This is a genomic window from Polyangiaceae bacterium (assembly GCA_020633235.1).
Classification (GTDB): Bacteria; Myxococcota_A; Polyangia; order Polyangiales; family Polyangiaceae; genus JACKEA01.
The window spans coordinates 1969311-1989235 of record JACKEA010000001.1; the positions used below are offsets into that span (position 1 = coordinate 1969311).

The window sequence follows — 19925 nt, forward strand, 5'->3', positions numbered from 1 at the left end:
CGGGCAGCACCGACGCCGGGCCGGAAGGCGGAAGCTGTCCAGATGGCGGCATTCCGGGAGAGCCCGGGTGCGATTGCGGCAAGCTCGAGTTCGCCATCGACACCAAGCAGTCCTGCGCGATCAGCCTCAACACCACCGTGGACGGCGAAGGCTTCATCCAACTCGGCGGACAGAGCCACCGCGTGTTCGCGATGGATCGCTGGGGCAAGGGTCACGTCATCGCGTGGTGTGATGCGACCACCCTGCCGGAGCTCCTCGATGCCTTCGACGTCAAGGGCTACCTGGGCCAGGTGAAGGATCCCAAGGTCGCCTCCTTTGGCGACGAGTACCTGTGCCAGCCGGGCAAGATCCCAGGGCACCCGCTGCAGAGCTGGGTGCAGTACCAGGGGTTCGACCTGCCGGCGAAGTACAAGGGGAACGCCGCCGCGTTGGCGCAGGACTTCGACGTCGTCGTCTTCTGTGGCTTCCGCAACAACTGGCCCACGGACTGGAGCGCGGAGATCTCCGACTACGTGCAAACCCAAGGCAAGGGCTTCCTTGCCGTGATGGATTACGAGGGCGTCGTCCAAGGCGCCGACTTCACCAACATGAGCAAGATCACCGGCCAGGCCGGGATCGTGTTCGAGCCGCTCAATCTCGCCTGGGCGCCGTCATCGACGTCGGTGTCCATCGAGTGCGTTCCAGATCTGCCGCCGCCCCCGCGGTGACACGAGGAGAAGCCCGAGTCATGAAACGATACCAACCATTCTTCCGCCTCCTTACCGTGTGTGCGCTGGCTTCGGCGCTGCCGCTGGCCGGCTGCGTTGCTGACGACAAGGGGGGTGGCGGCGGCAGCGGCGGGAGCTCCGGTAGCGGAGGCAGCGGCGGCGGCACGGGGGGCAGCGCGGGCGCGACGTCGGGTTGCGCCAACGTCGATACTACGGGTTGCGACGTGTCCTTGGAGCCAGGCGCCAACGACGACGAGAGCGTTCAGACGGCGTTCTCCGACGCCAAGAGCGGGAGCACGATTTGCCTGTGTCCAGGGACCTACTCCTTCACCAAGGAGCTGGACCTGAACGTCCCCAACGTCACGGTGAAGGGCCTGGGCGCGTCGATTGAAGACACGGTCATGGATTACGCGGAGCAAACCGTCGACGACGACGGCTTCAGCGTGACCAGTGATGGCTTCACCATCGAGAACATCTGGCTCAAGAACACGCCCGGCAACGGCATCGTGGTTACTGGAGCTTCGGATGTCACCTTTCGCAAGCTGAAGGTGAGCTGGGACGCGGGCAGCGTGACGGCGAACGGCGCCTACGCGGTGTACCCGGTCAAGAGCAAGAACGTGATCGTGGAAGACACCGAGGTCATCGGCGCGGCGGACGCCGGCATCTACGTCGGTCAATGCGACAAGGCCATCGTGCGCAACAGCAAGGTGCACGGCAGCGTGGCGGGCATCGAGATCGAGAACACCACCGACGCGGAAGTCTACGGCAACGAAGCCTACGACAACTCCGCGGGCATCCTGGTGTTCGTGCTGCCCAACCTGGAGAAGAAAGACGGCATGCGTGCCCTGGTGCACGACAACAACGTGCACGACAACAACCACGAGAACTTCGCAGAGAAGGGGAGCATCGTCTCCAACGTGCCGCCGGGCACCGGCATGCTGGTGCTCGCGGCGGATCAGACCGAGATCAAGAACAACACGATCGAGAACAACCAGAGCGTGGGCGTGCTCGTGGTGAGCATGAAGACCCTGGATCTGGTGCTGGCCACCACGCCGGATCCCGCGACGGATCCGTATCCCGAGCAGACCTACATCCACGACAACACCTTCACCAACAACGCCCAGTCGCCCCAGGGCATCCTGGATCTGTTCAAGCTGGCGCCCCTCGAGAACGTGATCTGGGACGGTCAGGTCAATGGCACCGTGACCGGGGACGTGCTCTGCCTCGGGGATCCCCCACTGCCGAGCTTCCGTAACTTCAACGCCGCGGGCGGAGGCCTGGCGGACAACGCCAAGCACAGTACGGACGCCTCGCCCCACGAGTGCAAGTTCCCGGAGCTGTCGCCCGTATCGTGGTGAAGGGTTCGCTCATCGTCGGTCTCGCGTTGGTGGCGGGCTGCTCTGGAGATCCAGAGGTCGAAAGCCCGCCACCGTACGATGGCCCGCCCATTCCCTGGGCCTACAAGCCGTTCCCCAAACAGGCGGTCCCCAAGAGCAATCCCACCACGGACGAAAAGGTCGCCCTCGGGCAGTTGCTCTTCTACGACCCCATTCTGTCGTCCGACCGCAAGGTCGCCTGCGCCACCTGTCACAGCGAGGTGTGGGGCATGTCGGACGGCCTGCCGGTTTCGATTGGCATCGATGGCGAGGGGCCGACGGGACCGGGGCGCACCGGCCCCAACAAGACGCGCCGCAACGCCCAAACGCTGTGGAACGCGGGGTTCCGGAAGAACCTGTTCTGGGATGGCCGGGTGAAGAGTCTGGAGGAGCAGGTGTTGCATCCCCTGGAGGAGCCCAAGGAGCTGAATCGAGATCCCGACGCCGTCGTGGCGGATCTCGCCGCCATCGACGAGTACGCTGCCTTGTTCGAGGCGGCGTTTCCCGGTCAGGGCGTCACCCCGGACAATCTCGCTCGCGCCATCGCGGCCCTGGAGCGCACGTTCGTGAGCGATCGCGCCCCATATGATCGCTACGTCTCGGGAGACGTCGGCGCCCTGAACGAGGAAACCGTTCGCGGCATGAACCTGTTCGGCGAGGCCGGCTGCGCCAGCTGTCACGTGGCGCCGCTGTTCGACAGCGAAAAGTGGGTGGACCGCGGCTTGGCGCAGGGTGCTGACCTCGGTCGCTTCGAGGTCACCGGCAAGGAAGCGGACCGCTACGCGTTCCGGGTGCCCACGCTGCGCAACGCGCGTGACAGCGAGCCTTACTTCCACGACGGCTCGGTGCAGGACCTGCGGGACGCCGTGGCTCGCGAAGTCGCCCGCTCGGTAGACACCGGGGACTCGCGCCCCCTCGCTCCCGACGAGATCGACGCCATCACCACGTTCATCGACAAGGCCCTCACGGATTTGAGCGACGGACCGCATCGTCCCAAGAAGGTTCCGAGCGGTCTCGACATCCCCGTCGACGGCTTTCGCATACCGCGCTGAGCGGTATACTCGAAGAATGAGGCGCTTCGCGGCCGCGTTCTTCACGCTCTTGGTGGTCGGCTGTGGTGGGTCCGGAGATTCGGCCACGTCGCCGCCCGGCAGCGGCGGCAGCGCCGGGACGGACGCCGGCAGCGCGGACTCGGCGCCGGGAGCGCCCAACGGCGCAGCTTGTCTGGAGGACGCGCCCTGCGGCAGTGGCCATTGTGTGGACGGCGTGTGTTGCGACGCGGCGTGCAACGGCGCGTGTCAGAGCTGCGCCATCGCGGGGCACGAGGGCAGCTGCACGCCGTTCGCGGTCGGTACGGATCCAGAGGCCGACTGTGCGGGCACGAGCGGTACGGAGAGCCTGTGCACCGGCAGCTGCGATGGCGCCGGAAGTTGCTTGTTCCCAGACGCTCAGACCACCTGCGGCACCAGCAGCTGCACGGCGGGCACCCAGACCAGCATGGTGTGCGACGGCGCGGGCACCTGCGGCGCGGAGACCATGGACTGCGGGCTCTACGCCTGCAACCCCAACACCTGCAACGTCAGCTGCTCTGGACCCACGGACTGCAGCAATCAGGCGTACTGCGCCAGTGGCAACTGCGAGAAGAAGCTCGCCAATGGCGCGGCGTGCGGCTCCGTGCTCGAGTGCGAGGGCGGCTTCTGCGAAGGTGGCCACTGCTGCGGCACTGCGTGCGCGGCGCCCGCCACCTGCGAGACGGGGAGCTGTAGCTGCGGAGGGAAGACCTGCGCTTCCGGCGCCAGCTGCGTCGTGTGGCACCTGGACAAGGACGGCGACACGTTCGGTGCGGCGGACGCCGCTACGGACCAGATTGGCTGCTCGGACTCACCGCCGGGCGCGGCCTACGTGCTCGACGCTACGGACTGCTACGACGACAACGTCTACGTGTTCCCGGGGCAGACCCAGTACTTCTACGCTCAACGCGGGGATCAGAGCTTCGATTACGACTGCGACGGCCAGGAGGCGAAGCAATACGCCACGGTGCTGCCCAGCATGCAGTGCATCGACTGCGGCTTCAAAAACCCCATCTCCGCCGTGTGTGACGCGTGTCCGTCGTTCTTCGGCGTCGCCTTGTACAACATGGGCTACTCCTGCACCGGCACCCCGGGTTGCAGCGGCGTCGCCACCAAAGAAGCCTTCAAGGCCGCCGTGGATTGCGGCAAGACCGGTACTCTGTACCAGTGCGCCGCCGACAGTTGCTCCACGGCCGAGACCACCGAGCCTCGGGTACAGGGCTGCCGCTGACATTTTCACGGGCGCGTCCGCCGATCCGCGGTAGATCCAAGGACGATGAAGCGTGGAGCTCTGGCCATCGGCCTGTGCTTGGGCCTTGCCGCATCCGGCTGCGGAGGTAGCGAAGACCCGCCCGCCAAGGCGCCCAAAGTGTTCGTGACCCCCGCACCCGAGGGCGAGCCGTACGACCAGCTCTCGGACTGGCACCTGTTCGAGAACGGTCCGAGCCAGAAACCCGCAGAGCGGGTGGTGCCCTACGAGGTCATCAGCCCTCTGTGGTCCGACGGCGCGAGCAAGCATCGCTTCATCCACCTGCCGGAGGGCAAGACGATCGGCTACAGCGCGGAGGACCGCTGGAAGTTCCCGGTAGGCTCCATCCTGGTGAAGACCTTCGGTTACCTCCACGATCAGCGGGACGCTTCCGCGGGGGAGCGCTTGCTCGAGACGCGCCTCTTGGTGCACGAGAGCGACGGTTGGAAGGCCCACACCTACGTGTGGAACGACGAGCAAACGGACGCCGTGCGCAAGTCGGCAGGGACCACGCTCAGCGTGAGCACCATCGACTCGGCCGGCGCCAGCGTGACCTTCGACTACGGCGTGCCCAACTCGACCAAGTGCTCTGAATGCCACGGCAAGGACGCGCCGGACACCTTGGGTGGCAAGACCCGGCAGCTGGATCGCGATCACGACTACGGCAAGGGGCCAGAGAATCAGATCGACCACCTGTACGACCTCGGCTTCCTCGACGCCGCGCCCCCGCCTGCGGCAGAGCGGGTCCATCTCACCGACCCCATGGGAGATGCTCCGGTTGCGGAGCGGGCCCGCTCGTACCTGGATGCAAACTGCAGCCACTGTCACGAAACCGGCGGTAGCGCGTCACAAAGCGGCCTTCAGCTCACCTGGTTCGAGACGGCGCCAGGAACCGATGCGGCCACCTGGGGCGTGTGCAAGGTGCCCACCTCCGCGGGCGGTGCCAATTGCGGCCTCGTGCACGACATCGTGCCGGGCAAGCCGGAAGACAGCGTCCTGCTCTGCCGCGTGAAGTCGCGCGAGCCCAAGGTCCAGATGCCGCCGCTCGCCACGCTGCAAGAAGACAAGAACGGCGTCGCGTTGCTCAGCGAATGGATCGCTCAGCTGAACGAGCCGGCCTGCCCCTGACCGGCTCGCCGGATTGCCGCGACGCGTTGAGCTTCCCAGAGGGAGCGCTGTGGTAGCGTCAGCGCTTCTCGAAAAGGAAGCCATGACCCTCTCTCACGACGTGAAAGCCCCGCTCTCCTCTGCTGGTGTGAAGGCAGCGCCCGCCGATTCCGATCCCCTCGAGACGCGAGAGTGGATCGAGTCGGTCGATGCAGTGATTGATCGCTCGGGAACGGATCGCGCCCGCTACCTGCTGTCGCGCGTGCTCGATACGGCGCAGCGCTACGGCGTTGCGCCCTGTGGCCCGCTGACCACGGACTACATCAACACCATTCCCGCGGAGCAGGAGGCGACGTTCCCGGGCGACGAATGGATGGAGAAGCGGATCCGCCGCATCATCCGTTGGAACGCCGTGGCCATGGTGCACCGGGCCAACGTGATGTTTCCCGGCATCGGCGGCCATCTCTCCACGTACGCATCGAGCGCCAGCCTGTACGAGGTCGGTTTCAACCACTTCTTCCGCGGAAAGGACCGCGACGGAACCTCCGGCGACCACATCTACTTCCAGGGCCACGCGGCACCCGGCATCTACTCCCGGGCGTTCTTGGAAGGCCGCCTTTCCATCGAGGCGATGGAGCGTTTCCGGCGCGAAGCCGAGCTCGGGCGCGGGCTGTCGAGCTACCCGCACCCGCGGCTGATGCCGAACTTCTGGGAGTTCCCCACGGTGAGCATGGGCCTCGGTCCCATCAACGCCATCTACCACGCCCGTTTCAATCGCTACCTGCACTCCCGGGGCATCTGTGACACGTCGGCGTCCCGGGTGTGGGCCTTCTTGGGGGATGGCGAGACCGACGAGCCCGAAGCCCTGGGCAGTTTGTCGATCGCGGCGCGGGAAGGGCTCGACAACCTCACCTTCGTCATCAACTGCAACCTACAGCGGCTGGACGGCCCGGTGCGCGGCAACGGCAAGATCATCCAGGAGCTCGAGGCCGTGTTCCGCGGCGCCGGCTGGAACGTGATCAAGGTGATCTGGGGTCCGGAGTGGGACGAGCTGCTCGCCAACGATCGAGAGGGCGTGCTCCGCCGTCGCATGAACGAGGTCGTGGACGGGCAGTGGCAGAAGTACACGACGGCCACCGGCGAATACACACGCAAGGACTTCTTCGGCGTGGATCCCCGGCTCTTGGCCATGGTGGAGCACTTGACGGACGACCAGATCCGAAAGCTCCGCCGTGGCGGTCACAGCTACCGCAAGGTGTACTCCGCGCTGAAAGCGGCTACCGAGCACAATGGCCGCCCGACGGTCGTGCTCGCGCACACGGTGAAAGGGTGGACCTTGGGCGAGGCCTTCGAGGGCTCCAACGTCACCCACCAGAAGAAGAAGCTGGAGGACGCCGAGCTCAAGGCGTTCCGGGACGTTCTGCATCTACCGGTCCCGGACGACAAACTGCACGAAGCGCCCTTCTACCACCCGGGCATGAACAGCCCAGAGGTGGAGTACGTGCTCGAGCGTCGCCACGCCCTCGGGGGCGTGGTGCCCAAGCGCCGAGATCACGCACCGGTCAAGATCGAGCTGCCGCGCTCCGAGGTGTTCTCGGAGTTCCTCGAGGGCACCGGCAAGGGCGAAGCCTCCACCACCATGGCCTTCGCCCGCATGCTCTCCAAGCTCTTGCGCGACAAGAAGATCGGCCGGCGCATCGTTCCCATCATTCCCGACGAAGCGCGCACCTTCGGCATGGACGCCCTCTTCTCCCAGGTGGGCATCTACTCGTCCAAGGGGCAGCTGTACGAGCCCGTGGACAAGGGCAAGCTCCTTTATTACCGCGAGAGCAAGGACGGGCAGGTGCTGGAAGAGGGCATCACCGAAGCCGGCAGCATGGCGAGCTTCGTCGCTGCGGGCACGGCCTACGCCACTCAGGGCCAGCCGATGATCCCGTTCTACATCTTCTATTCCATGTTCGGCTTCCAGCGCACCGGGGACCTTGCCTGGGCCGCGGGAGACGCCATGGCGCGCGGCTTCATGTTGGGCGCCACCGCCGGCCGCACCACCTTGAACGGCGAGGGCCTGCAGCACGAGGACGGCCACAGTCACCTGCTGGCCAGCACGGTGCCCAGCATCGTGGCCTACGACGTGGCCTACGCCTACGAGCTTGCCGTGATCATCGAAGACGGCCTCCGCCGCATGTTCGGCGAAGAGGAGCACGTCTTCTATTACATCACGCTCCAGAACGAGAACTACGCCATGCCCGCCATGCCCGAGGGTGTTCGTGAGGGCATCTTGCGCGGCATCTACCGCGTGGCGCCGGCGCCGCAGAAGAAGAGCCGCACGGTGCAGCTCTTCGGCAGCGGATCCATCCTGCGGGAGGTCCTCCGCGCGCAGGAGATCTTGGCGGATCGCTTCGACGTGGCAGCGGACGTGTGGAGCGTGACCAGCTACAACGAGCTCCGCCGCAACGCCCTCGCTGCGGAGCGCCACAATCGCCTGCACCCAGAGGACGAGCAGCGCGTGCCCCACGTGCAGACGGCCCTCGACGGCGTCAAGGGACCCTTCGTGGCCGCCACGGACTACATGAAGATGGTGAGCGATCAGATCGCGCGCTGGGTTCCAGGGCGCTACGTCACCCTGGGCACCGACGGTTTCGGCATGAGCGACACCCGAGAGGCACTTCGCCGCCACTTCGAGGTGGACGCGGAGTCCATCGTGGTCGCTGCCCTCGACGCCCTGCGACAAGAAGGCCAAGTCGATGCCAAGACCGTGGCTCGGGCCATCGACGAGCTGGGCATCGACCCGAACAAGGCTGACGCCGCCAGCATTTGATGGTGCGGCGCGATGCCCGTCAGGGCACGCCGGTCACGGACAGCTCGATGCTGTAGACGGTCGTCTGTGCCGTGACGTACAGCGTGGTGCCCGCGCTGCCGCCGAAGGTGACGTTCGACGGCTGTTCGGGCACCGGCAGGGTGCCGATCAAGGTGCCGTCCGGCCGATACACTTCCACCCCGGCGGAGGTGGCCACGAACAGATCTCCCTGGGCGTCCACCGTCATGCCATCCGGGGTGTTGGAGGTGTCGGTGAGCTTGCTCGGGTTCGACAGCGCGCCGTCGGTCGCCACGTCGAAGCGCCGCACGTAGTGCTGCTCCGAGTCCGAGACGTAGAGCACGGTCTCGGACGGTGACAGCACGGCGCCGTTGGGGCGGAACATGTCCTGGCTCTCGAGGTGCAACGTGCCGCTGGCGTCGACGCGGAACACACCTTGGAAGCCGAGCTCGTTGGTGTTCCCGCCGTAGGGCGGATCCGTGAAGTAGACGGTTCCGTCGCTGCGGATCGCCAAGTCGTTCGGCGAATTGAGCTTCTTGCCCTGCCAGCTGTCCGCCACCACCTCGGTGTTCGGGTTCACCAGGGTTCGGCTCACGCGGCGCCCCGCGTGCTCGCAGGCCACGAGCTTGCCCGCACCGTCGAAGGCGAGGCCGTTGGACTGTCCGCTCGGGTCCCGGTAGCTCACGGCGCTCCCGGGCGGCGTCAGCTGGTAGATGCGATTGGCGGGAATGTCGCTGAAGTAGAGAGTCCCGTCGTGCCACGCCGGACCCTCGACGAACTGAAAGCCGCCCTGGACCTTCTGGGTCGGCTGCGCGGTGGCGACCGGATCGACGAAGCCCGCGTCCTTGCCGGCGTCGGCCACGCCGCCATCCGCACCCGCGGCGCCGCCCGTCCCCGCCGCGCCGCCGGTGCTGCCGCCCGAACCGCCGCTGCCCCCCGTCGCGCTGCCCCCCGATCCCGCTGCCCCCGAGCTGCCGGCGCTGCCGCCGCTGGCTGGTGTGGCGTCGTCGCTCCCGCCGGAGCAGGCCGCGAGCAGTAGGACCACGGACCCCAAGAACAGCTTTCGCCCCATGCAGTGAGGGTCACCTGGCCTCGCAGGCCCGTCAACGTGCCTGCTGAAACTCTCGCCGGGGTACCACGTAGATCGAGATGTCGCGCGTCCATCCTCGCCGCTAGCGTGGCGGCGGGGCTCCGGGCGCGCGGTGGGGCACGCTGCCCCGCTGCACGAGGGAGGTGCACATGGCCGAAAAGCGCAAGCGCTTCGACGTCGTCGAGGCATTGGTGTGGACTGTCGCTGCGGCGACGCTCTTGCCATTGGTGTTCATTGGGTTGATTCCGCTGGTCCTGGTGTTGGGCGTGTTCTGGCCTGTGATGATCTTGCCGGTCATCGGCGCCAGCCAATACCGAGGCAGATACATCCACGAGCACGAGCACCGGGAGGAAGACGTCGTGTTGCCGCATCCGCGCCGGCAGATGCCGTCTCACGCCTGACGGCGCTCAGAAAAGCCTTCGGGAAATCGTCCGCGCGGCGTAGATACGGCCGCGATGTGGCGCGTCCACCTGGCCTTGCTCTCGGTCCAGCTCCTGTTCGGGCTGTGGCCGGTCGCCGGTACGGCGGTGATGCGCGAGATGAGCCCGCCGGCGTTGATCGGCTTTCGCCTGGCCCTGGGCGCGCCCCTGTTGGTGCTGGTGGCGGGGCTGCCCTGGCGGCGGCTGCCGAGCCGCAGGGATCTGCTCTCCCTCGCGGGCCTTGCTGCCCTCGGCATCAGCGTGAACCAGTTGCTCTTCGCCGAGGGGCTGCACCGCGCCGGCCCCATCAACGCGTCCATCACCATCTTGCTGATCCCAGCGGTGAGCCTGGGGGTGGGCACCGTGCTGGGGCTGGAGAAGCCCAGCCGCGCTCGGCTCACGGGCATCGCCATCGCGCTCTTGGGGGCGGCCATCCTGCTCGGCGTGGAGCGCATCGATTTGGGCGACCGTCGCTTCGTCGGCAACCTGATGCTGGTCACCAATGCCAGCGTGTACGCGCTGTACCTGGTGCTGGCGCGGCCGGTGATCGCCCGGCTCGGATCGCTCAACACCGTGGCGTGGGTGTTCGTGCTGGGTGCCCTGGAGGCCGCGCCGCTCACGGTGAAGCCCGTGCTGTCGGTGCACTGGCTATCGCTGCCCGCCGCTACCTACGGCGCCCTGGTGTTCGTGCTGTTCGGCGCCACCCTCGGCACCTATCTGCTCAATGCCTACGCGCTCCGGCGGGTCGAGTCCTCCGTGGTCGCGGTGTACGTCTACCTGCAGCCCGTCATCGCGACGGTGGCGTCCTGGGCGCTGCTCGGGATCGTGCCCACGCGGCGAGCGCTGGTTGCGGCAATCGTCATCATTGCAGGGGTGGCGGTTTCTGCGGACCTGCCGGCGATCGTGCTCCGCCGGTGGGCCGGGACCCGTGCCCCAGATGGATGATGCGTCGCGCCATTGCCAGCCGTGCACGGGGGCAAGATGATCGTTGCGTAAGGAGAGTTCGCCATGGAGCACGTGCTCGCGACGCACCGACAATCCCTGGAAGACCGAGAAACGTTTTGGCGCGAGCAATCGCTCCTGATCGAGTGGCAGAAGCCGCCCGAGAAGATCCTCGACTACTCACGGCCGCCCTTCGCCAAGTGGTTCGTCGGGGGCACCACGAACCTCTGCCACAACGCCATCGATCGTCACCTCGCAGCACGCGCCGAGCAACCGGCGCTGGCCTACATCTCCACGGAGACGAATCAGCGCCGCACGCTGAGCTACCGTGAGCTCTACCAGGAGGTGAACCGCTTCGCTGCGGTGCTCCGGAGCCTCGGCGTCGGACGCTCGGATCGGGTGCTGATCTACATGCCCATGATCCCGGAGGCGGTGTTCGCGATGCTCGCCTGCGCGCGGCTCGGCGCCATTCATTCCGTGGTGTTCGGCGGATTCGCCGCGGCGAGCCTGGCGAGCCGTATCGACGACGCGCAACCCAAGCTGATGATCACGTCGGATGCCGGCATGCGCGGCGGCAAGGTGATCCCCTACAAGCACCTGGTGGACGAGTCCCTGCGGTTGGCGAAGAATCCGCCGGCGCACGTGCTGATCGCCCATCGCGGGTTGGTCCCGAACATGCCCACGGTGCGTGGGCGAGACGTGGACTACGCCGCGCTGCGGGCGGAGCACCTGGACGCCGAGGTGCCCGTGGAGTGGCTGGAGTCGAGCGAGCCCTCCTACATCCTCTATACCTCCGGCACGACGGGAAAGCCGAAGGGCGTACAGCGGGACACGGGCGGCTACGCCGTAGCGCTCGCCGCGTCGATGAAGAACATCTTCTGTCTCGAGCCTGGCGACACGATGTTCACCACCAGCGACATCGGCTGGGTCGTTGGCCACAGCTACATCGTGTACGGCCCGCTCATCAACGGCACTACCAGCATCTTGTACGAAGGTCTGCCCATCCAGCCGGACGCAGGGATCTGGTGGAAAATCGTCGCCGAGCACGGCGTGAAGACCATGTTCAGCTCGCCGACGGCGATCCGCGTGCTCAAGAAGCAAGATCCGAAGTTCTTGAAGCAGCACGATCTCTCCTCGCTGCGTTACCTGTTCTTGGCGGGCGAGCCGCTGGACGAGCCCACCTCGAACTGGGTGGCGGATTCCCTGGGCGTGGCGGTGATCGACAACTACTGGCAGACGGAAACGGGCTGGCCCATCCTGTCCGCTCAACCGGGCATCGAGGCGACGCCGACCAAGGCCGGCAGCCCGTCCTTTCCGGTGTACGGCTACGACGTCCAGCTCTTGAACGAGTCCAGCGGCAAGGCCGTCGGCCCCGGAGAGAAGGGTGTGCTCGCCATCGCGCCGCCCTTGCCGCCGGGCTGCATGAGCACCGTGTGGGGTGACGATCAGCGCTTCGTCAGCACCTACTTTTCCACGCTGCGCGATCATCAAGTGTACTCCACCTTCGATTGGGCGCGCCGGGACGAGGACGGCTACTACTTCATCCTCGGTCGCACGGACGACGTCATCAACGTGGCGGGGCATCGTCTCGGCACCCGCGAGATCGAGGAGGCCGTGAGCACGCACCCGACCGTGGCGGAGGTCGCCGTGGTGGGAGTGGCAGATTCCATCAAGGGCCAGGTGCCCGTCGCCTTCGTGGTGGTGAAGGACCCGGGTGTCGTCTCCACCGACGAGAGCGCCAGCGCCGAGCGCAGCGCACTGATGGCCGCGGTGGATCACGAGCTCGGCGCCATCGCGCGTCCCGGCCAGGTGCACTTCGTCAGCGGTCTGCCCAAGACGCGTTCCGGCAAGCTCCTCCGCCGCAGCATCCAAGCGCTGGCCGAGGGCCGGGACCCCGGTGATCTCACGACCATCGAAGACCCCGCCGCCCTGGAGCAGATCAGAGCCGCTCTGAAGAAGGATTGACCGGGGGATGTTGGTCCGCCGCGGAACCTCGCGCCAAGAGGTTCCGCGCCGCCCCGACAAGCCCTCTCGCAGTCAGTATTCGAAGCCGCTGCCGCCGATGAACTCGCGCAGGATGGAGGTGGGCGGGACGTGATCCGGGTAGATGGTCACGAAGCGATCCAGCAGCGCGAGCAGGCGGAAGGCCGTGGTGTACGCCGGGTGAGATTGCGGAACCTCGAGCAGATAGCGCTCGGCGAACACCTTGAGCACCGAGAGCTCGTAGATGAGCGACGAGTCGAACACTTCGTCGGCGTGGTGCTGGAACGGGAAGATGTGCTTGCGCTCGCCGTCGCGGACGCTGGTCCAGCGCAGGATGTTGGCGGCGGCGGTGTAGCCTCGCGAGTGGCGGTCGCGGACGATGCGCCGGAGCAGACGCACGTCGGAGGCGTGCACGCGCGTGAGGCGATCGAAGGGCAGCTGGGCGAGGGGACAGGCGAAGATGCGGAACGCGCTCTGCTCGGGGATGCCGTCGAGCAGGCGCGGGTTCAGGCCGTGGATGCCCTCGAGCATCAAGATGTCCTTGGGACCCAGGTGAATGTCCGGGCCGCCCGTCGGGTGGCTGGTCCCGGTGGAGAAGTCGTAGTGGGCGGTCTTGACGGTTTCTCCGCTGAGGAGGCGACGGAAGTGGTCGGCCAGCAAGTCCGTGCGGAGCGCTTCGAAGGCCTCGTAGTCGTACTCGCCCTTGTCGTCCTTGGGGGTGTCTTCCCGATCCACGTAGTAGTCGTCCAGGCTGAGGCCCACGGGGTTGATGCCGATGACCTGCAGCTGCACCTTGAGGCGCTTGATGAAGGTCGTCTTCCCGGAGGACGACGGGCCCGCGATGGTGACCACTTTCACTGCGGGGCCGCGGTTCAGGATGGCGTCGGCGATGCGGCTGATGCGCTTTTCCTGGAAGCCCTCGGAGACGCGGATCAGCTGGGACACGTCGCCGTCGATGCAGGCGCGGTTGAAGGCGCCGATGCTGGTGACGTGCAGCGTGTCGAGCCAGCGGCTCTGCTTGCGGGTCATCAGGTTGGCCTGACGCGAGACCTCCCGCGCTTGCTCGAGGAGGCTCGCGGGAACCTGCGGCGCGTTGCCCTCGCTGGTGGCGAGCTCGTGGATGCGCGCCGGGCGCGAGTACACCATCAACAGGCCGCTCTCGTCCGCCAGCACCCGAAAGCTCGTAGAGAGGGCGCCGGTGCTCGGCAGCATGGGTCCGAGGCGTAGGGCGTAGACCTCGCCATATGCGACCAGTGGGACTGCCGGAGCGCGCCAAGTCTCCAGCAGCGTCGCCAGGTCGTCCCAGCCGCGGGAGGCGAAGTAGGCGCGCGCCTCGTCCACCGTCCACTGCTCTTCCCGAAGCGGCGCGTCGCCCTCCACCACGCGGCGCATCTCCGCTTCCAGCGCGTGCGCCAGGGGGCCGAGCTCCTCCGGGGGCAGCGCGGGCACCTGCACGCGCTGGGCGAAACCGACGGAGTTTTCCATGCGCAGGTCGAGCAGCGGGCGGAGCTTCTGCGCGGCCTCGAGCAGCACCAGCGCCTGGCTCAGGCGATAGATTCGCGGGCCCTCGGCGTGATCGATGGTGAGCGGCTCCACCGCGCAGTCCGACGAAACCGGCGCGCACAAGGAGAGCGCCTTGCGATCCACCAGCGCTGCGACCACCTGGCGTCCTTCCACGCTGTCGGGCAAGAGCTTGGACAGCGGCGTACCAGTGGGGGTGGACAGCACCTTGCCGCCGACGCGCACGCTCACCGCGGTGCGCCGCGGCAGCGAGCGCTCGGAGAGCAACAGGCCGACGCTGTCGGTCATCTCCAGCAGGCGATCCGCCACGCCGCTCACCAGCTCCTGCACCAGCCGGAGGGCGAGGCCGGGGTGCTCGCGGGAGAGATCTCGATAGCGCTCGAAGGTGAGCAGGGCGACGCTGAGGCGCGTGTTGGAGGTGATCGTCGCTGCTCGCGGGCGCCCGGCGATCAGCGCCAGCTCGCCGAAGTGATCTCCATGGCGCACCTCCCGCAGCTCGAGCCCTCCGCGGCTGATGCGCGCCGTTCCGCCGAGCACGAAGTACATGGCACGATCGGTCTCGCCCTCGCGTACGATTTCCGCGCCCGGTGAAAGCTCGATGCGCTCCAGATAGGGCGCAAGGGTTTCGCGATCGCCTTCCGTCAGCTTGCCGAGGAGCGGATCTCCGGAGGCGGCGAGCTCGCCGGACTTCGGGGGGACGCTGCTGCGGCTGACGAGGGCCATGTCCCACCATTTACTCCAGGCGCCGAGCGGCGTCGCTGGTTACGCTCAGCCCATGAGCAGTGAGCGACGGCGCGTCCTCGTCCTCGGTGCGGCGGGGCGGGACTTCCACGATTTCCAGTTGGTGTTTCGCGACGACCCCGGCGTGGAGGTGGTCGCCTTTACCGCGGCGCAGCTGCCGAACATCGCGGGGCGCCGCTATCCCGCGGAGCTCGCCGGCAAGCTGTATCCCTCGGGGATCCCGATCTTGGAGGAGGCGGGCTGGGAAGAGCTGGTGCGCCGCGAGCGGGTGGACGAGGTCGTGTTCGCCTACAGCGACGTGCCCCACGGAACCATCATGGACTACGCGGAGCGCGCGGTGGCGCTGGGGGCGGACTTTCGTCTGCTCGGGACGCGGCCGACCATGCTGCGCAGCGAAAAGCCGGTGGTCAGCGTGTGCGCCGTGCGCACGGGCGTGGGTAAGAGCCCGACGTCGCGCTACGTGGCTCGCACCCTGCGGGAGATGGGCAAACGCGTGGCGGTGGTGCGCCACCCGATGCCCTATGGCGATCTGGCGGCACAGGCCGTGCAGCGCTTCGCGACACTGGCGGACATGGCGGCGGCGGACTGCACCATCGAAGAGCGGGAAGAGTACGAACCGCACGTGGAAATGGGCGGCGTGGTGTTTGCCGGCGTGGACTACGAGCGCATCCTGCGCGCCGCGGAGGCCGAGGCCGACGTGGTGCTGTGGGACGGCGGCAACAACGACTTGCCCTTCTTCGTTCCGGATCTGGAGATCGTGCTGGTGGATCCGCACCGGCCGGGAGACGAGCTCGCGTACTACCCCGGGGAGGCGAACCTGCTCCGGGCGGATGTCGTCGTGCTCACCAAGCTCGACAGCGCGGATCCGGACAAGGCGGACGCCGTGCGCCGGAGCGTGGCGCGCCTGAACCCGGGCGCCACGGTGGTGGAGAGCGAGATGCCCGCCGTGGTCGAAGGCGCCGAAAAGCTTCGCGGCGCCCGGGCCCTGGTGATCGAGGACGGCCCCACGCTCACCCATGGTGGCATGCGTTACGGCGCTGGAGTTCTCGCCGCCCGCGCTGCCGGCGTGAAAGAGCTCGTCGACCCACGGCCCCACGCCGTGGGCAGCCTGAAGGACACGTTCGCGCGCTACCCGCACCTCAGCGAGCTGCTGCCGGCCATGGGTTACGGAAAGGAGCAGGTGGACGAGCTGTCCGAGACCATCCGCGGCGCCAAGGCGGACGTGGTGGTCGTCGCCACGCCGGTGGATCTCGGCCGCATCCTCCGCATCGACGCGCCGGTCGTGCGCGTCCGCTACGACTACCGCGATCGCGGCACGCCGACCCTGGCGGACGTGATTCGCCGTCGGTTCGCCTGACGGGCACGACAAGATTCGGCGTGCGGGGTTGCCCGAGGAGCCAAGGATGCTACAGCGTCTTTCAGAAGCATGGAACAGTGGCGGCGCGGGGTTGGGGTTCCCCGCGCGGGGTGTGGGGCGTAGCCCCACCGAGAATACCGGCGAGGCCGGCGCCGGCTGCCTACCGTTCACCTGAGTCGCCAGGCGCCACCGTGTTACAAGTCAATGAAAGATGCTGTAGCCTCGGCTCAGGTGAATCATGCGTCATTGGGTGGGGTTCTTCGCGGTCGCGCTGTCCGTTCAAGGTTGCTCTTCGGACGGTGGTAATCCGTCCGGCGTTGCGGGAGCCGGTGGTGTCGCCGGCACGGCGGGCGCCGGGGGATCGGGCGGCACCGGCGGCACGGCCTCGGGCTGCTCGGGTCCAGACGACTGTCTGCCGCCCTCGTATTGCAGCCTGGCCAGTCACGTGTGTCTGGACGGAGACGGCTGCGTCGTGGATGCCGACTGCGCCAGCGGCAAGTGCGGCAAAGGTTCCGAAAGCTGTCTCGAGCCGGGCGCGTGCAAGAACCACGGAGATTGCGACCCCGGTCAGGCGTGCGACGTGAGCACGCAGCAGTGCGTGGTGGGCACGGCATGCGGGTCGTCCGAGCTTGGCGTCACGCGCCTTTTTCCCAACGTGCTGCTGTTGCTCCAGCGTGGTGTCAGCATGGCCCAGGATCTCTCCGGCGAAAGCCGTTGGAACGCGGCACGCTTCGCGATCAGCACGGCGACCACCTTCTCCGACGACACCGCTCGGGTTGGGCTCGGGACGTACTCTGCGTGCGAGCCGGGCGGTTGCTCCGCGGGAAGCGTGGTGGTTCCCATTGCCGCCAGCAACGCTTCGGCCGTCAACGCGTTCCTGGCCAACACCGTGGACCAGGGCAGCGCGGACGGAAAGGGCAGCGCCCCAGGGGGGAAGACGCAGTACCTGTGTGACAGCGGCGCGCCGGAAGCGAGCCTGGGAAAGTCCCTCGAGGCGTTGGTCGGCGAAGCGTCCCTCGGCGATCCCACGCGGCGCAACGTGGTCGTGGTGTTGACCGACACGGGGGACGACGCTCAGTGCGTGTCCGGCTGCGACGCGGCTTGCGCGGCCGGCAAGCTCGCGGCCCAGTCCCCGCCCGTCCAAACCTACGTGCTCGGTCTCGGTGCAGACGCGGCCGTGCTGGATCCGATCGCGGCGGCCGGCGGCAGCGGGCAATCAAAGGTCGCGTCCGGCAAGGGAGAGCTGGAGACGGCGCTCACGGCGCTGATGCAATCGTTCTGCGATTTCCATGTCGACCAGGGGCCGCCGGACGACGCAGAGCTCCGCGTCTACTTCGACGGCGTCGCGGTGCCGAAGGGAGAGCCCAACGGCTGGAGCTACGACGCGGTCACCAAGCGGCTGACGTTCCACGGGGGCAGCTGCCAGTCGGTGCCGTTCACGCAGGACATGGACGTGGTGTATGGGTGTTGGGGGCCGACCAGCGATTGAACCGCGCCGGGCCAACAAACCCCTGAAAAGGCCGCCGACCTGCGTGCCTTTGCCGCATTCGCTAAGATGACGGCGGGAGGTCGGTCATGCGTTCGCTGCTTGTCGTCGTCTTCGCTCGGTTCGCCCCCTTCGTGACGTCATGAGCGAGGCCCAGAGGCTGTATCAGGAGAGCCGCGATCTGTTCGTTCGCGGGCTGCACGCCGAAGCGCTGGCGACGGTGGAGCGCGCTCTCGCGCTGGAGCCGGCGCTGGAGAACGGCGACAACTTCGCGGGCTGGATTTGCATGAACGTTCCGTCGCGCTCCCGCGCGGATCTGGAGCGCGCCGTGGCTCACTTCGAGGCCGCGTTGGACAGGGATCCGGGAGACGGCACGCCGCTCGTGAACCTGGCGGACGCGCTCTTGGCGCTCGGTCGCGGGGACGAGGCCGCGCGGCGCGTGTCGGAGCACAAGTCCGCGCGGGCTCTGAACTGGCTCGGTTGGTACTACACCGAGCGCGATCTGCCGCGGGCCATCGAGCTCCTGGAACGTGCCGTTCGCACCGGGGGCTGGTGGGGGCCGGCGCACCTGAACTTGGCGCGGGCGTACGAGATGGCGGGGCGCGACGACGACGCCTACGAGCGCTACGGCTCCGCGCTCATGTCCAAGGACTGCCAAGATCCGGCGCGCTGCCACGCGCGGCGCGCGGCGATCGAGGAGCGGCGAGGGCGAGTGCACCACGCGCTGTCGTCCATTCGCCGGGCGCGAACCCGTGAGCAGCGCGATCCGCGGGGTCGGGATCTCGGGTGGGCCGGGGAGGAATCCCGCTTCATCGAGATCTTGTCGGGGCGACGCGAGTACTTCCCGCACGTCGTGAGCGAGGCGCGCTGGATGGATCTGGAGATCCGCGCTCAGCGCGAGGGACTCGGCCTCGACCACGAGCACGGCGCGCCGTCGGCGCGGGAAGTCGGCGCCCTTCTGCGGCGAGCGCGGGAGGCGGACCAAAGCGGCGACACCCTCGACGCCATCGAGAGCGTGCTGGTCCACCTGGAGCTCGCGCCGGAGCTTTCGAACCGCGCCTTCGAGCTGGATCTGCGAGTGCCGGTGCTGGAGCTGCTCGACGCCGCCTGGCTTCGCTTCCACTACTTCTTGTACCAGGACCTTTCGCGTCGCGAGATCCCGCCGGATCCCATCGAGACGGCGCTCCGCGAAGGGCGGGCGGACGACGCCGTGGCGCTCTTGCGGGCAAAGGACACGAACGCGTTGGTCGACGCCATCGGCCAATTCGAGCGGGCGGGGGAGCACGCCGCGATGATCGGAAAGAAGGCGGACGCCATCACGCTGCTTCAAGTTGCGTTGGACGGCTACACGGTGTTCGCGTCGTGGTCGACAAGCGGCGGGGAAGGCATGGCGCGAATGCTGGACGTCGATCGCATCAAGAAACGGCTTGCGGACATTCGACGCGACGCTGTGTAAATGCTCTACGTCGTCGTGGTCGTCGGCGCCTTGCTGGGTAGCGTGCTGGTCTTCTGGGCCGTTGCGCCGCCGGTCGCGGTGTTGCTCGCCCCCGTGCGCTGGGTGCTCGAGAAGCGCGGCGTGACGTTCGACCCGGACGAGGACGACGATCCGAACACGCGACGAATGGCCGCCGCGATGCTCGGGCTGAGCACGGGGTTGGGCATCCTGGCGGCGATTTCCGGCGGCGGTCTGCTGCTGCTGGGACGGGTGCCTTGGGCGCCGGCCGCTGCGGCCGCGCTCGCGGGAGGGATCGTCGCCGCGCGCCTCGAGAAGCGCGGATTTCCTGGCATGTCCGTCGTGCCGCTGCTCGCCGCCAGCGGTGTGGTGGCCGCCCTCTGTGGGTGCTGCGCGGCGCTCGTCGCGAGCTGACACCGGCGGCGCACCTCGTCCCCCGCGACGTTTCGCGAGTCCTGGGGATGGGGGTGATCGCGCTCTTAAAGTAGTTGTTATAGCAAGTAAGTAACGCCGCGCGGTCTCGTGAGCAAGGAGACGAGCACGGCAAGGGTACGGGCAAGGGCACGGGCAAGGGGAAGGCGACGAGCACGAGCACGGAGAGAGCACGAC

General features: G+C 67.5%; 15 protein-coding genes. 13 read left to right on the forward strand and 2 right to left on the reverse strand.

What is annotated here, in order from left to right:
- The first annotated feature begins 137 nt into the window (after positions 1-137).
- The 6 genes from H6717_08710 to aceE all read left to right on the forward strand — a co-directional run bounded on the left by H6717_08710 (position 138) and on the right by aceE (position 8327).
- Complete coding sequence (locus tag H6717_08710; GenBank protein ID MCB9577093.1) at positions 138-707, forward strand: hypothetical protein; 570 nt, start codon at positions 138-140, stop codon at positions 705-707.
- A 20-nt stretch (positions 708-727) separates the two neighbouring features.
- Complete coding sequence (locus H6717_08715) at positions 728-2065, forward strand: right-handed parallel beta-helix repeat-containing protein (protein ID MCB9577094.1); 1338 nt, start codon at positions 728-730, stop codon at positions 2063-2065.
- Positions 2062-3135, forward strand: coding sequence for a c-type cytochrome (locus tag H6717_08720; GenBank protein MCB9577095.1), 1074 nt, complete (start codon positions 2062-2064; stop codon positions 3133-3135). The genes H6717_08715 and H6717_08720 overlap by 4 nt, the downstream gene beginning before the upstream one ends.
- Positions 3136-3151: 16 nt before the next feature.
- A complete protein-coding gene (locus tag H6717_08725) occupies positions 3152-4384 on the forward strand; it encodes a hypothetical protein (protein ID MCB9577096.1) in 1233 nt (410 codons plus the stop codon).
- A 45-nt stretch (positions 4385-4429) separates the two neighbouring features.
- Positions 4430-5530: a hypothetical protein gene (locus tag H6717_08730; GenBank protein MCB9577097.1), complete on the forward strand. Its 1101-nt coding sequence runs from the start codon at positions 4430-4432 to the stop codon at positions 5528-5530.
- Between the two features lie 82 nt (positions 5531-5612).
- Entirely contained in the window at positions 5613-8327 is a 2715-nt protein-coding gene (aceE, locus tag H6717_08735; protein MCB9577098.1) for a pyruvate dehydrogenase (acetyl-transferring), homodimeric type, read from the forward strand.
- 19 nt (positions 8328-8346) lie between these two features.
- Here the strand turns inward: aceE and H6717_08740 are convergent, their stop codons facing one another.
- Positions 8347-9396 carry an SMP-30/gluconolactonase/LRE family protein gene (locus tag H6717_08740; protein MCB9577099.1) on the reverse strand — a complete coding sequence of 350 codons (1050 nt, stop codon included), beginning with the start codon at positions 9394-9396 and terminating at the stop codon, positions 8347-8349.
- 167 nt (positions 9397-9563) lie between these two features.
- On the opposite strand from H6717_08740, the gene H6717_08745 reads away from it, so the two are divergent.
- From H6717_08745 to H6717_08755, 3 genes are all read left to right on the forward strand, one after another.
- Entirely contained in the window at positions 9564-9815 is a 252-nt protein-coding gene (locus H6717_08745) for a hypothetical protein (protein MCB9577100.1), read from the forward strand.
- A gap of 54 nt (positions 9816-9869) precedes the next feature.
- Positions 9870-10778: a DMT family transporter gene (locus H6717_08750; GenBank protein ID MCB9577101.1), complete on the forward strand. Its 909-nt coding sequence runs from the start codon at positions 9870-9872 to the stop codon at positions 10776-10778.
- Positions 10779-10841: 63 nt separating this feature from the next.
- Entirely contained in the window at positions 10842-12740 is a 1899-nt protein-coding gene (locus H6717_08755; protein ID MCB9577102.1) for a propionate--CoA ligase, read from the forward strand.
- Positions 12741-12812: 72 nt separating this feature from the next.
- Here H6717_08755 and H6717_08760 read toward each other — a convergent pair whose 3' ends face one another.
- Positions 12813-15002 (reverse strand): cyclic nucleotide-binding domain-containing protein, encoded by a 2190-nt coding sequence (locus H6717_08760; protein MCB9577103.1) that lies wholly within the window; start codon positions 15000-15002, stop codon positions 12813-12815.
- Positions 15003-15054: 52 nt separating this feature from the next.
- Here H6717_08760 and H6717_08765 point away from each other — a divergent pair, with 52 nt between their 5' ends.
- The 4 genes from H6717_08765 to H6717_08780 all read left to right on the forward strand — a co-directional run bounded on the left by H6717_08765 (position 15055) and on the right by H6717_08780 (position 19730).
- The gene (locus tag H6717_08765) at positions 15055-16377 is read left to right on the forward strand and encodes a GTPase (GenBank protein MCB9577104.1); all 1323 of its coding nucleotides are present in this window, start codon (positions 15055-15057) and stop codon (positions 16375-16377) included.
- A 238-nt stretch (positions 16378-16615) separates the two neighbouring features.
- Complete coding sequence (locus tag H6717_08770) at positions 16616-17866, forward strand: hypothetical protein (GenBank protein ID MCB9577105.1); 1251 nt, start codon at positions 16616-16618, stop codon at positions 17864-17866.
- Positions 17867-18005: 139 nt separating this feature from the next.
- Positions 18006-19319 (forward strand): tetratricopeptide repeat protein, encoded by a 1314-nt coding sequence (locus H6717_08775; protein MCB9577106.1) that lies wholly within the window; start codon positions 18006-18008, stop codon positions 19317-19319.
- Positions 19320-19730 carry a hypothetical protein gene (locus H6717_08780; GenBank protein MCB9577107.1) on the forward strand — a complete coding sequence of 137 codons (411 nt, stop codon included), beginning with the start codon at positions 19320-19322 and terminating at the stop codon, positions 19728-19730. It abuts the gene before it with no gap.
- Positions 19731-19925: the final 195 nt, after the last annotated feature.